Here is a 14,111-nt window from a genome sequence, read left to right on the forward strand (position 1 = left end):
TGTAACGAGAAGTAAGGGCGCGGCCTATTGCGGCGCCCCGCATGCAAACCAATGAGGCAATTTTGAGCACACCTTCATCAAGGCGCATGAGCGTCGATGTGGCGATCATCGGAGCCGGTCCGGCCGGCGCGGTGGCGGCCGCGCTATTGCGCCAGGCGGGCCGTTCCGTGCTGGTGCTGGAGCGTCAGCATTTTCCGCGTTTCTCGATCGGCGAGAGCCTGCTGCCGCAAAGCATGGCCTACCTCGAAGAAGCGGGCATGTTGCAGGCCGTGGTCGAAGCGGGCTTCCAGCACAAGAACGGCGCGTATTTCGTGTATCGCGAACAGTCGTCGTCGTTCGATTTCCGCGACAAGCATTCAGCGGGCTGGGGCACCACCTACCAGGTCGAGCGCGCGGTGTTCGACGACATCCTGATTCGCTGCGCCGCCAGGCAGGGCGCCGACGTGCGGTTCGGCCACACGGTGCGCGCGGTGCATACCGGGGCCACGCCGCTCGTCGACGTGATCGACGAGGCGGATCACGCGTATCAGGTCGAGGCGCGTTTCGTGCTCGATGCGAGCGGGTTCGGGCGCGTGCTGCCGCGTCTGCTGAATCTCGAATCGCCGACGCGCATGCCGACGCGCGCTGCGCTCTTCACGCACGTGCGCGACGGCATTCCGGTCGATGCGAGTGACCGCAACAAGATTTGCATCGCGACGCATCCGGAGCGCCGCGATGTGTGGTTCTGGATGATTCCGCTGGCGGGCGGACGCTCGTCGGTGGGATGCGTGGCCGAGGCGAGCTTTCTCGACCTGCCGGAAGCAGAGCGCGACGCGACGCTGCGCGCGCTGATCCAGCAGGAGCCGACGCTCAACCGTCTGATCGGCAGCGCGCCGTTCCTGATGCCGGTGCGGCATATCGGCGGCTATGCGGCGAACGTCGAGCGTTTGCATGGGCCCGGCTACGCGCTGCTCGGCAATGCCGGCGAATTTCTCGATCCGGTGTTCTCGTCCGGCGTGACGATCGCGCTACGCTCGGCGCATCTCGCGGCGCACACGTTGAACCGGCAACTGGACGGCGAGACGGTCGACTGGTCGGCGGATTACGACGTGCCGCTGCGCAAAGGCATCGATACGTTCCGCGCGTTCGTCGAGCGCTGGTACACCGGCGAGTTGCAGGACATCATCTATTACCCGGACCAGGTGCCGTCGATTCGCCGCATGATCAGCGCGGTGCTGGCGGGGTACGCGTGGGACGAGTCGAATCCGTATGTTGCCGATCCGGTGCGGCGGCTCACTGCGCTGCATGAGGTGTGCATGCAGCGGTGAGCGGCGGCATCGTTTGAGCCGCCCGTTGAAGAGGTCAAATGAAAACGGCGCTTCCTGATCGAAGCGCCGTTTTTCATTCAGCGGCCCGAGCGAGGCCGCCTCGTCATGTCGCGATCAACGCGCACTCAGGCCGCAATCCTCGCCGCTCGCACCGCATGCTGCCGCACATCGTCGCGACGATGCACGCGCTTGCCCGCCGCATACGTTTCGTAGACCGCACGATCGTCGCCGAGCAGCGCGAACGCGAACAGCAGTTCCTCCAGCGATCCGGTGCGTGCGGTGCGGCGCGCGAGCAGCGGCGTCGCCTGCGGATCGAGCACCACGAAGTCCGCTTCCGAGTTCGGCTTCAACGTGCCGACCTTGTCCGCGAGATCGAGCGCAACGGCTGCACCTGCGGTCGCCAGATAAAACATCCGCGTCGCGCTCAGGTGGTGCCCGCCCAGCCGCGCGACCTTGTGCGCTTCGTTCATCGTTTGCAGCATCGAGAACGAGGTGCCGCCACCGACGTCGGTCGCCAGCGCGATCGGCATGCCCGCCGCGCCGGCCTTGTCGAAATCGAACAGGCCGCTGCCGAGAAACAGGTTCGAGGTCGGGCAATGCGAGGCGACCGTACCGGTTTGCGCCATGCGTTGGCGATCCGCCTCGTCGAGGTGGATGCAATGGCCGTACACCGCGCGGCGGCGCAGCAGGCCGTAATGATCGTAAATGTCCAGATAGCTGCGGTGGCCGGGGAACAGACCCGCGACCCATTTCACTTCGTCGACGTTTTCCGCGACATGGCTCTGGACGAACACGTCCGGATGCTGGCGCGCCAGCACGCCGCACGCTTCGAGCTGCGCTTCGGTCGAAGTCGGCGCGAAACGCGGCGTGAGCGCGTACATCTGGCGCCCGCGATTGTGCCAGCGGCCGATCAGCTCCGCGCTGTCGTCGTAGCCCGATTGCGCCGTGTCGCGCAGGAACTCGGGGCAGTTGCGGTCCATCAGCACCTTGCCCGCCACCATCCGCAGATTGCGCGCCTCGCTCTCGGTGAAGAGCGCGTCGGCGGACTGCTTGTGGACCGTGCAGTACACGAGCGCGGTGGTCGTACCGCACGCGAGCAGTTCGTCGACAAAGAAGCTCGCGGTGTCGCGCGCATACGCCGGATCGGTGAAGCGGCGCTCGGTCGGAAACGTGTAGGTGTCGAGCCACGGCAACAAACCCGGCGCCGGCGACGCGATCATGTCCGTTTGCGGAAAGTGAATGTGCGTATCGATGAAACCCGGCACGATCAGCTTGTCGCGCATTTCCTGCACCTGGGTGCCCGGCGCGAGCCGCGATGCGAGCGCCGCATACGCGCCCGCCGCGCTCACGTGGCCGTCTTCGACGATCAGCAGGCCGTCCTCGTGGAACACCGCCGCGTCGGGCGATTGCGCGGGGTCGCCGGTGAAGGTCAGCAGTTGCGCGCGAAATGCCGACTGCGCTGCTTTGGCCGGGTGGGCCGGGTTAGTCGCTTGAGTCATGGAAAAACCGTCTCCGAATGTGAAAAGCCGGGCGGCGCGGACGGACAAACCGTGCCGCCGCCGGCTGCCTTTTTCCGGCCCTTCAGTGCGGGCCGCTTTGATGCCAATGCGCGTCGAGCTTCGCGATCAGCGCGCCACGCTCCTGCGGCGTCACGAACGACGCTTCGAAGCTGTTGCGGATGATCGTGTATACCTCGGCGTCGTTGAGCTTCAACGCGTCAATGGTGGCGAGATAGTTGGCGTTCACGTAGCCGCCGAAGTAGGCCGGGTCGTCGGAATTCACCGTCACCGCGACGCCGCGATCGAGCAGGTCCTTCAGCGTGTGCTTGGTGAGGTCGTCGAACACGCACAGCTTCAGGTTCGACAGCGGGCAGACGGTCAACGCGACGCGCGAGTCGGCCAGACGCGTGACGAGCGCCGGGTCCTCGATGCTGCGCACACCGTGATCGACGCGGTCGACTTTCAGCAGATCGAGCGCTTCGTAGATATACGACGGCGGCCCTTCCTCGCCCGCGTGCGCGACGAGTTTCAGGCCGAGCGCGCGCGCCCTGGCGAACACGCGTTCGAACTTCGACGGCGGATGGCCGCGCTCCGACGAGTCCAGGCCAACACCGATCAGCCGGTGCCTGTACTGCTCGAACAGCGGCAACGCTTCGTCAAACGTGGCGAGCGCATCCTCTTCGGACAGATGGCGCAGGAAGCACAGAATCAGCTTGCTCGTCATGCCGCGTTTTTCCGCATCGGCGAGCGCGCGCTCGATGCCGGCCACGACGGTTGCGATCGGCACACCGCGTTCGGTGTGCGTCTGCGGGTCGAAGAAGATCTCGCTGTGAATCACGTTGTCGGCGAGACACCGTTCGACATACGCCATCGTCATGTCGTAGAAGTCCTGCTCGTGCAGCAGCACGCTGGCACCCGCGTAGTAGATGTCGAGGAACGATTGCAGATCGGTGAACGCGTAGGCCGCGCGCAGCGCGTCGATCGAGTCGTACGCGAGCTTCACGCCGTTGCGTTCGGCGAGCGCGAAAATCAGTTCGGGTTCGAGCGAGCCTTCGATATGAATGTGCAGCTCGGCCTTCGGCGCGCGCGCGGTTTTATCGGCGAGCGAGGGGGAGATCGTGGTGGCGGTCGTGGTAGTCATGGTGGTTTGAAGTGTGTTGGAACCGTTGCGCGCCGTGCGTCGTGCGTCGCGTTTCAGACCGCTTGCGGCGCGTGATGCGTGCCCGCGTTCGCCTCGACGGCCTGCAGCACCTGCGCCGCCGCCGAGATCGCGATGATCTCCGGCGACTTGTCGACGATGCCGTCGACGCCGAGCGGACACTTCATCCGCGCGATCTGCGACGGGTCGATGCCGCGCGCCGCGAGCCGGTGCTCGAACTGCTTGCGCTTGCTATGCGAGCCGATCATGCCGAAGAACGCGAAGTCGCCGCGCCGCAGAATGCGCTCGGCCAGTTCGAGATCGAGCGCATGATTGTGCGTCATCACGATGAAGTACGTGTTCGGCGCGGCCTGGTCGATCGCTTCGTCGGGCGCGTCGTTCGGATCGAGCTTGACGTTCGGCGCGTGCAGCGATTCCAGCGGCGGGAATTGCGCGTCGCGTTCGTCGACCCAGCGCACGGTGCAGGGCAGCGTGGCCAGCACGCGCACCAGCGCGGCGCCCACGTGGCCCGCGCCGAACAGCACGACGGAGAAGTCACCCGGTGCGATGGTTTCGGTGAGCAGCGCGCTGCTGTCGTCGAAACCGGCGCCGTCCCACAGCAGGCAGTCGGCGGCATCGACGCCCGGCTCGGGCTCGGACAGCATCACGGCATCCGGCGCGGGGCCGAATGATACGCTACGCACCGTCGATTGACCCGCGGCCACGCGCTTCGCGAGCGAGGTGATCCAGCCGAGGTCGCCGATGTCGAGCCGCTCGAACGCGAGTATCACCGCGCCGCCGCAGCATTGGCCGAGGCTCGGGCCGAGCGCGAAACGCTCCAGCCGGCGCATATGCGGCGAGCGCATGCCGTCGCGCAGCACCTGGCGCGCGGTCTCGATCGCCTTCCATTCGAGGTGGCCGCCGCCGATCGTATGCTTGGCCGATTCGCGCGTGACGATCATCTTCGTGCCGGCCTCGCGCGGCGCCGACCCTTCGACGCGCGCGACCGTCACCAGCACGGCGGCGTCGCCGTGCGCGAGCAGTTGTTGCAGCTCAGGTAGCCAGGCTTGCATCCGGCGGTTCTCCATACGGGGCCGCACGGGGTGTCCGTGCGGCCGGTTGCGCTTTTGCGTGCGGCCTGATGCGTTCGTGTCGCGTCAGGCCGTGGGTTTGATTCATTCCGGTCATTCTATTGCGGTTGTTTTCAGGCCGTCGTGCCGATGCTCGTCTGCGTGGCGGATGCTTCGGCCGCATGGGCGGACTGCAACGCGTCCAGCGCATCGAGTATCGCTTCGGGCGTGGCCGGCGCCCGCAACGCAGGAGCAGGTTGCGCGCCTGGCACGGCGCAAGCGATCGCGTCGCGAATCGCAAGGAACACCGAGAACGGCAGCAGAAGCGGCGGCTCGCCGACGGCCTTCGAGCGGAACACGGTCGGCTCCGCGTTCTGGTTCTGATAGAGCTGCACGTGGAACGCGGCGGGCGTATCGCTGACAGCGGGAATCTTGTATGTGGACGGCGCGTGCGTCATCAGACGGCCATCGCGGTTCCACCACAGTTCCTCGGTGGTGAGCCAGCCCATGCCCTGAATGAAGCCGCCTTCCACCTGGCCGATGTCGATCGCCGGATTGATCGATTGGCCGGCGTCGTGCAGCACGTCCGCGCGCAGCAGTTTCCATTCGCCGGTCAGCGTGTCGATCACGACTTCGGACACCGCCGCGCCATACGCAAAGTAATAGAACGGATGACCGGTCAGCGTCTTCGCATCCCAATGCACTTTCGGCGTCGTGTAGAAACCGTCCGACCACAACTGCACGCGCGCGAGATACGCCGCGCCGACCAGTTGCTCGAAGGGCATTGCGCCGCCGTTCACCGACACTGTGCTGTTGGCGAATTGCACTTCCTGCGCATTGCCGCCGAGCTGTTTGGCCGCGAGTTCGGCGAGCCGCGCGCGAACTGTTCGCGCTGCCGCTTCGGCGGCTTTGCCGTTCAGATCGCTGCCGGTCGACGCCGCGGTCGCCGACGTATTCGCGACCTTGGACGTATCCGTCGCCGTCACCCGCACGCGCGAGAGCGGCAAGCCGAACTGATTCGCGACCACCTGCGCGACTTTCGTGTTGAGCCCCTGGCCCATTTCGGTGCCGCCGTGATTGACGAGCACCGAGCCGTCCTTGTACACGTGCACCAGCGCGCCGGCCTGGTTCAGAAACGGCACATTGAACGAGATGCCGAACTTGACCGGCGAAAACGCGATGCCGCGCTTGAGCACCGGACTGCCCGCGTTGAAGGCGGCGAGCGCCGCGCGCCGTGCGCGGTAGTCGCTGCTGTCGAGCAGCGCGTCGGTCAGCGGCGCGATGATGTTGTCTTCGACGCGCTGCCCATACGGCGTCGTATCGCGCTCGCCGACGCCGTAGTAGTTGGCGAGACGCACGTCGAGCGGATCGCGCTTTAAATGACGCGCGATGTCGTCGAGCAGCACTTCCATCACGAGCGCGCCTTGCGGTCCGCCGAAGCCACGGAACGCGGTGTTCGATTGCGTGTTGGTCTTGCAGCACAGCGCGACAATATCGACGTCAGAGAGGTAGTACGCGTTGTCGAAGTGGCACACGGCGCGCGTCGCGACCGCGCCCGACAGGTCGGCCGAATAGCCCGCGCGCAAAGCGATTTCGACGCGCGCGCCGAGAATGCGGCCGGTGTCGTCGAAGCCCGCTTCGTATTCGTAGACGGCGTCGTGGCGCTTGCCGGTGATCATGAAATCATCGTCGCGATCGGCGCGCAGTTTGACGGGACGGCGCAACAGCTTCGCCGCCAACGCCGCCACGCACGCGAACAGGGCCGACTGCGATTCCTTGCCGCCGAAGCCGCCCCCCATGCGCCGGCATTCGCACACCACGTTGTGCGCGGGCCAGTCGAGCATATGGGCGACCACTTGTTGCATTTCGCTCGGATGCTGCGTCGAACTGTAGACGAGCATGCCGTCCATTTCCTTCGGCACCGCATAGGCGATCTGGCCTTCCAGATAAAACTGCTCCTGGCCGCCCACTTCGAACGTGCCGCTGATTCTGTGCGGTGCGGTGGCGATCTTCGCGTCGGGCTCGCCGCGTTTCAGATGCAGCGGCGGCAGCACGAACTGCTTCGCGGCCTTCGCCTCGACTGGCGTGAGAATGGCGTCGAGCGGTTCGTAGCGGATCACGTCGTCGCTTTTCGCGAGCGCTGCCGCTCGGCGCGCCAGTTCGTGGCTCTCGGCGATCACTGCGAACACCGGCTGGCCGAGATACAGCACTTCGTCGACGGCGAGAATCGGGTCGTCGTGCAGCACCGGGCCGCAATTGTTTTCGCCGGGGATGTCCGCGGCGCTCAGCACCGCGATCACGCCGGGCGACTTCCGGACCGCGTCCAGATCCATCGACACGATCCGCGCGTGCGCATGGCGCGACAGGCCGAGCGCCGCGTGCAGCGTGCCTTGCAGTTCGGCGATGTCGTCGGTGTAGGTGGCTTCGCCGCTCACATGCAGAGCAGCCGATTCGTGCGGCAGGGACACGCCGATCGCGGCGTTGTTATCGCGTTCATGCGCGGCGGCGTGCTTGCTCGCAAGCGTCCCGCCCGCGTGTTCGACGAAAGCATCGGTGCGGTTCATCACGATGGCTCCTTCGCTGCGGCCGCATCCGGCGTCGCAGGCACGCCTGACACCGCGGCCGCGAAGCAGAACGCATTCACGTCGAGCAGCGCGAGCGGCGCTTCCTGGCGAGTTTCGAGGTGAAAGCGCCACAGCAGGTTGCGCGCCACCTTCAGCCGGTAGGCGCTCGACGCGCGCATGTCGGTGAGCGGCTGGTAATCGGCGACGAGTGCGTTCATCGCCTGCCGCGCGGTGCTTTCGTTCCAGGTTGCGCCGTTCAGCACGGCTTCGGTTTGCGCGGCGCGCTTCGGCGTGGCCGCCATGCCGCCGAAGGCGATGCGCGCGGCCTGAATCGCGCCGTCGTCGCCGAGATGCAGTGCGAACGCCGCGCATACTGCTGAGATGTCCTGATCGTAGCGCTTCGATACCTTGTATGTGCGAAAGCGCAGGTTGCCCGCCGGGCGCGGTACGCGCAGCGCCGCGACGAATTCGCCGGCCTTGAGCGCGGTTTTCTGATAACCGAGGTAGAACGCATCGAGCGGCAGCGTGCGGCTGGCCGGGCCGTGGCGCAGCACGACTTGCGCGTCGAGCGCGAGCAGCGCGGGCATCGAATCGCCGATCGGCGAGCCGTTCGCGACATTGCCGCCGAGCGTGCCGGCGTTGCGGATCGGCAGCGACGCGAAGCGCGTCCACAGTTCGGCGAGTTCGGGGTAATCGACGGCGAGGGCCGCGTACGCGTCTTCGAGCGTGACGGCTGCGCCGATCGTCAGCGTCTGCGCATCACGTTCGATGGTTTTCAGTTCGGCGACGTTGCCGATGTACAGGATGTCGCCGAGATCGCGGAACTGCTTGGTGACCCACAGGCCGACGTCGGTGCTGCCGGCGAGTAGCCGTGCCTGAGGATGGGCGGCACGCAGCGTGGCGAACGCGTCGAGCGTGACCGGCGCGCGGAAGGTGGACGGGCCGAACGCCGCGCCGCGCGCATCGGGTGCGCCGTATTCGAAGGTGTCGGGGCGTTGCAGGCCGCGCAGCGTGTCCGCGATGGCGGCGCGCTCCAGCGTCACGCGCGGGTACTGCGGGTAGTCGAACATCTTCTGCGACGCCTCGACGATCGGCCGGTAGCCGGTGCAGCGGCACAGATTGCCGGACAGCGCGGCGTTGATTTCGTCGCGGGTGGGCAGGCCGGCGTCGGCGGGCTGGTTTTCGTACAGCGCCCACATCGACATCACGAAGCCGGGCGTGCAGAAGCCGCATTGCGAACCGTGGCAATCGACCATGGCCTGCTGCACGGGGTGCAGCGCGCCGTCGGCGGCGCGCAGGTCTTCGACGGTGAAGAGCGCGCGGCCGTCCAACGTGGGCAGGAACTGGATGCAGCCATTGACCGCTTTGAGCACGAGCGCACCGCGCGTGTCCAGTTCACCGACGACCACCGTGCAGGCACCGCAGTCGCCTTCCGCGCAGCCTTCCTTGGTGCCGGTGCAAAACGCATCCTCGCGCAGATGCTGGAGCACGGTGCGCGTCGCCGGGACGCCCGCAACCTCGCGGACGGACCCCTGGTGATAGAAGCGGATGGTTTGCGTTGTCATGGCGAATCCGAAAGACAGTGCGGACCGGGCGCGCGTTACGCATGGGGTCGCCAAAGCCGGCCTCGCGCACGTAGATCGCCATCCAGTTCCCAAGATAGCATTACCGCGGCCCGAAAATATTTCCCATGTCGCATGAAGCTTATTCGGCGGTGGTCATGAGCGATCCTCGCCTCAGTACGATTCGCGCGGGGCCGGGAAGTTGCGTCTGCGGGCGGGATGGGGCTACGGCCAGACAGGGGGGCGGGTGACTGGCGGGCGCTTGCCGCTTATTGCGGGGTCTTTGGCGGGTGGTGTTTGGCGGGTGATTGCCGAGTTGGTGCTGCGGTTTTTGCCGATTCATTGCCGGTCATCGCAAAGACGCTCGCACAAGCTGCGCGGATGCAAAAACGCCGGACTTCGGCCGCCGCGAACGGCGACGCGAAGTCCGGCGTGGTGTCGGGACGGGAAGCGGGGGAGCGGAGGCGGGAAGCGGGAAGCGCGATCAGGCGATCCGGCGGCGATTGCGGACCAGGCTCAGCACCAGCGGAATGAACGCGAGCACGAACGCGACCAGCGACCACATCGGCAGCGTCAGGCCGAGAATCGGCGGATAGGCCGTTTCGCACAGGCCGGCCACCTTGAACACGCCCGGCAGCCAATGAGCGGGCGGCAAACTGTCGACCACCGGCTGCAGCGCGTCGAAGCCGCAGCTAAAGCCCGGATTGGCCTGGACATACACGTGCCGCGCGGCGGTCACGATGCCCGCGAGCGCCGACAACGCCGCCAGCAGTTCCAGCAGACGCACGCCGCGCCAGTGGTTGAAGCGGGCGCCGAGGAACGCGAAGATCGCAATCAGCAGGAAGAAATAGCGCTGGATGATGCACAACGGGCACGGGTCTTCGCGCAGGAAGTACTGCAGGTACAACGCGCCGCCCACCAGGGCGACACAGATCAGGCCAAGCAGAACCAGCAGGGAGCGCTCGCGGCGCAGCATTGCAGTGTCGTTGTTCATGGATCGTAGGGCGGTCTGAAGACAAAAGGGCAGGTGAGCGCGATTCTAGCGCGAACCCCTGCCCCGACGCTTATCGCACTATTGCGTCCGCTGAACCGCCGAGTCACCAGGCCACCCGGCATTTCACTCGCCGCGCCCGTCCCGCTCAACGAATTGCATTCAGCACCGCCTGCGCGCCGCGCCCGATCGCGAGCAGCGCATCGTCGGCGTGCGGCGCGCCCGCCAGCATCAGCCCGACCGGCGCCTCGCCGCGCAGATGGCAGGGCAGCGACAGCGCGCAGGTGTCGAGGAAGTTGAACACGCTCGGGTTGCGCAGGATCAGCGCATTGGTGCGGCCAAAGGCGTCGTCATCGTGGATCAGGTCGGCCACGCGCGGCGGCAGTACCGGCACGGTCGGCGCGACCACCGCGTCGAAGCGCTGCCACAGCGTGCGCGCGGCGTCGTCGAGCATCGCCTCGCGTTCGGCGAGCAGGTCCAGATAGTCGACGGCGCTGGCCGGCTGGCCTTTGAGAATGCGCGTGAGCACGCGCGGGTCGTATTGCTCGCGATGCTTGTCGAGCAGCGGCCGATGCCACGCATACGCTTCGATCGGTGAGAAGCCGAAGCGGTTGATCTCGGGCAAACGGTCGAGCGGCGCGAAACGCACTTCGCTGACGATCGCGCCGGCCGCCTCGAGGTGCTTGAGGGCGGTGTCGATCGCGGCAGCGACCGCCGGCTCGACGCCGTCGGTGACGAAGTTAGTCAGCACGCCGAGGCGCACGCCTTCGAGCGGCCGCGCGGCCGGAATGCGCGGCTCCAGTCCGGCCAGCATCCGGTCGACCAGCGCGCAGCACGCGACCGACACGCCGATCGGCCCGAACGAATCGAGCGTCGTCGAGAGCGGCACGCCGCCCTGTTTCGGGATGCGCGCGGCGGTCGGCTTGAAGCCGGTCAGGCCGCACAGCGCGGCCGGGATGCGGATCGAGCCGCCGGTGTCGGTGCCGAGCGCGAAGGCTGCCATGCCGTCGGCGACCGAGGCCGCCGCGCCCGACGAGGAGCCGCCCGAAATCCGCTCGTCGCCTTTCACGTTGCGCCGGTACGGCGAGAGCGGATTGCCGTAGTGCGGGTTCAGGCCGAGTCCGGAAAACGCGAACTCGCTCATGTTGGTGCGGCCGACGATCACCGCGCCGGCCCGCTTCAAACGCGCGACCGCGACGGCGTCCGTTGTCGCCGGCGGGGCGTCGGCGAGCACGACGGAGCCCGCGCGGGTCGGCTGGCCTTCGATGTCGAACAGGTCCTTGACCGACACCGGAATCCCGGCGAGCGGCGAGAGCACGGTGCCAGCCGCGCGCAGGCGGTCGTGCGCGTCGGCGGCGGCGCGGGCGCTGCCGGCGTCGACGTGCATAAAGGCGGCCGCGCCCTGGCCGGCCGGGTCTTCGATCCGTTCGAGTGCGGTTTCGACGAGGGCGCGGCTCGTGGTGCGTCCGGCGGCGAGGTCGGCGGCAAGCTGGGCAAGCGGCGGGAAGGGCGTGAATTCAGTGGCCATGATGTCGGTGAGAATCCGGTTGAACCGGGCGAAGCCGGTTGATCAAGGAATGCGGCAGATAAAGGCGGCTAATGAAGATGACAAACAGGTGTGCGCTTGAAAACGGTCGCCGTGATGCACCGTGATGCGTGCGCCCCGGATGCTTCAGATGCGGTTGAAGAGCGTCGCGCGGAACGCCTCGATATGCTTCTGCACCGACTGACGCGCCCCTTCGGCGTCGCGCTCGCGCAGCAGCCGGAACAGTTCGAGATGTTCTTCATGGACGTCTTCGAGATGATGCGGCTCGGACAGCGAAATGAACCAGAAGCGCAGCGAACGTTCATGCAGCCCGCGCAGGATGTCGGCGAGCACCGGGTTGCGCGAGGCGGCCGAGATGGCCAGATGAAATTCGCGGTCGATGTCCATCATTCCTTCGATGTCGTGCGCGGCGACGCATACCGACGAGCGGTCCAGGAGCGCCTGCATCGCGTCGTAGTCGTGCTGCTGCGCGTGGCGCGCGGCGAGTTCGACGCAGTAGCTTTCGTTGACGAGACGCACGTCGATGATCGCCAGCACGTCGTCGAGCGAAACCGGCCGGACCATGATGCCCTTTCTCGGCATGATGGTCAGCATGCCTTCGTGCACGAGGCGATGCAGCGCCTGGTGGACCGGCGTTCTGCCGATCCCGGTGAGCGCCATCAACTCCGCTTCGTTGAGCACCTCGCTCGGCCGCAGCCGCATCGTGATGATCTCGCGCTTGACGAACGCATACGCCTGTTCGGCGAGGCTCGCGGCGGCGCTCGCGCGGGTGGGCTGGGAAGGGCGGGCAATCTGCTGGAGCGTCATGGGTCGAGCGGGCGGGCGGTGTCGTCCGCATTGTAGTGCAAGGATTTGCGCGCACGGGGCGGGCGGTACGCAGGGATGTCGGGCTGCGTGTCGCGTGTGTGGCGTGCGCGGTGAGCGCGGCGGGCGGATATCGCCGCGATCGCGGTTCGAGGGCGTGCCGGATGCGCACCACACCGCGTGTGCTGCGCGTTAGCCGTCAGGTCACCTGCGCCACGCATCCGTGTCGATCTCCGCGCTGCAAACACGATTCCGGCGCGCTTCATGCCAGGCTCACGCACGCCCCGGCGCAACCTGTGCCGCATGTTGCACCTTCACGCGCGGCATCATCAAGGTGACCAGCCCGCCGACGGTCAGCGCCCCCGCGATCAGCACCAGCCCGAACGTCACGCTATGCGTCGCGTCCTTGACGATGCCGAGCACGTATGGACTCACATAGCCCGCGAGGTTCGCGATCGAGTTGATCACCGCGATACCCGCGACGGCCGCCGTGCCTTGCAGGAAAGTCGTCGACATCGACCAGAAGATGCCGAAGCCCGCGAGGATGCCGATATACGCGATCGACAGGCCGGTGACGGCGAGCGGAATCGAGTTCGTCACCGATGCGCTGCCGAGCAGCCCCGCCGCGCCTATGAAGCAGCAAATCGCGTAGTGCCAGCGCCGCTCGCCGGTGATGTCCGACGAGCGGCCGATCAGGATCATGCCGATGCCCGCGGCGAGGTACGGAATTGCGGTGACGGAGCCGTTGGTGACGAGGTTCGTCACGCCGAGATCCTTGACGATCTGCGGCAGCCAGAACGAGAAGCCTGCATTGCCGGTGACGAGGCAGAAATAGATCAGCGTGAGGAGCCAAAAACGGCCCGAGCGCAACGCGACCGCCAGACTGTGCTCGGCGCCGGCCGCCGTGGCCGCGCTGTTTTCCCGCGCGAGGCGGCTCGTGATCACGCGCTTCTCGTCCGTGTTGAGCCACGCGGCTTCGGCGGGCGTGTTGCGCAGGACGGCGAGCGCCCAGAAGCCCGCGAGGATCGACGGAATGCCTTCGATCAGGAACATCCACTGCCAGCCGCGCAAACCATGCGCGTCATGCAGCGCCGACATCAGAAAGCCCGACAAAGGCGCGCCGATGATGCCCGCCACCGGAATCGCCGCCATGAACACGGCGACCATGCGCGCGCGCCGGTCGGACGGAAACCAGAAGGTCAGATACAGCACCACGCCCGGCACCAGCCCGGCTTCGGCCACGCCGAGGAAAAAGCGCAGCACGTAGAACATCGTTTCGCTGCGCACGAACATCATCAGGCACGACAGCAGGCCCCACAGCATCGTGATGCGGGCGATCGTGGCGCGCGCGCCGAACTTCTTCAGCAGCAGGTTGCTAGGCACTTCGAACACGAAGTAGCCGAAGAAAAAGATCCCCGCGCCGAGTCCGTACGCCGCGTTCGACAATCCGAGGTCGCCGGTGAACTGCAGCTTCGCGTAACCGATGTTGACGCGATCCAGATATGACAGCACGTAGACGAGAAACAGGAACGGCATGATGCGCCAGGTGATCTTGCGCAGCGCGGTGGCTTCGAGCAGCGCGTCGGAAGACGCGTCGGCATTGACGGCGGGCGATGGGGAGCTCATGGGT

Annotated in this window: 10 protein-coding genes; 1 reads left to right on the forward strand and 9 read right to left on the reverse strand. The window is 66.6% G+C overall.

The features are described from left to right. Positions 1-41: 41 nt before the first annotated feature. Positions 42-1,307 carry an NAD(P)/FAD-dependent oxidoreductase gene (locus tag ACZ9H4_RS13060; protein WP_476119222.1) on the forward strand — a complete coding sequence of 422 codons (1,266 nt, stop codon included), beginning with the start codon at positions 42-44 and terminating at the stop codon, positions 1,305-1,307. 125 nt (positions 1,308-1,432) lie between these two features. Here ACZ9H4_RS13060 and guaD read toward each other — a convergent pair whose 3' ends face one another. From guaD to ACZ9H4_RS13105, 9 genes are all read right to left on the reverse strand, one after another. Next, the gene (guaD, locus tag ACZ9H4_RS13065; RefSeq protein ID WP_476119223.1) at positions 1,433-2,806 is read right to left on the reverse strand and encodes a guanine deaminase; all 1,374 of its coding nucleotides are present in this window, start codon (positions 2,804-2,806) and stop codon (positions 1,433-1,435) included. Between the two features lie 82 nt (positions 2,807-2,888). Next, on the reverse strand, positions 2,889-3,947 hold the full coding sequence (locus ACZ9H4_RS13070; RefSeq protein WP_408152503.1) for an adenosine deaminase: 1,059 nt from the start codon (positions 3,945-3,947) through the stop codon (positions 2,889-2,891). Between the two features lie 53 nt (positions 3,948-4,000). Then, complete coding sequence (gene xdhC, locus ACZ9H4_RS13075; RefSeq protein ID WP_408140835.1) at positions 4,001-5,017, reverse strand: xanthine dehydrogenase accessory protein XdhC; 1,017 nt, start codon at positions 5,015-5,017, stop codon at positions 4,001-4,003. Between the two features lie 131 nt (positions 5,018-5,148). Then, the gene (gene xdhB, locus ACZ9H4_RS13080) at positions 5,149-7,578 is read right to left on the reverse strand and encodes a xanthine dehydrogenase molybdopterin binding subunit (RefSeq protein ID WP_476119224.1); all 2,430 of its coding nucleotides are present in this window, start codon (positions 7,576-7,578) and stop codon (positions 5,149-5,151) included. Beyond that, on the reverse strand, positions 7,578-9,143 hold the full coding sequence (gene xdhA, locus ACZ9H4_RS13085; protein ID WP_476119225.1) for a xanthine dehydrogenase small subunit: 1,566 nt from the start codon (positions 9,141-9,143) through the stop codon (positions 7,578-7,580). The genes xdhB and xdhA overlap by 1 nt, the downstream gene beginning before the upstream one ends. Positions 9,144-9,624: 481 nt before the next feature. Further along, the gene (locus ACZ9H4_RS13090) at positions 9,625-10,134 is read right to left on the reverse strand and encodes a disulfide bond formation protein B (RefSeq protein WP_408140841.1); all 510 of its coding nucleotides are present in this window, start codon (positions 10,132-10,134) and stop codon (positions 9,625-9,627) included. Positions 10,135-10,279: 145 nt separating this feature from the next. Continuing rightward, on the reverse strand, positions 10,280-11,659 hold the full coding sequence (locus ACZ9H4_RS13095) for an amidase (RefSeq protein ID WP_408152507.1): 1,380 nt from the start codon (positions 11,657-11,659) through the stop codon (positions 10,280-10,282). Between the two features lie 144 nt (positions 11,660-11,803). Continuing rightward, positions 11,804-12,484 (reverse strand): GntR family transcriptional regulator, encoded by a 681-nt coding sequence (locus ACZ9H4_RS13100; protein ID WP_408140845.1) that lies wholly within the window; start codon positions 12,482-12,484, stop codon positions 11,804-11,806. Between the two features lie 270 nt (positions 12,485-12,754). Then, positions 12,755-14,107: an MFS transporter gene (locus ACZ9H4_RS13105; RefSeq protein WP_476119226.1), complete on the reverse strand. Its 1,353-nt coding sequence runs from the start codon at positions 14,105-14,107 to the stop codon at positions 12,755-12,757. Positions 14,108-14,111 lie beyond the last annotated feature (4 nt).

Source organism: Paraburkholderia sp. TE9906 (assembly GCF_056279605.1).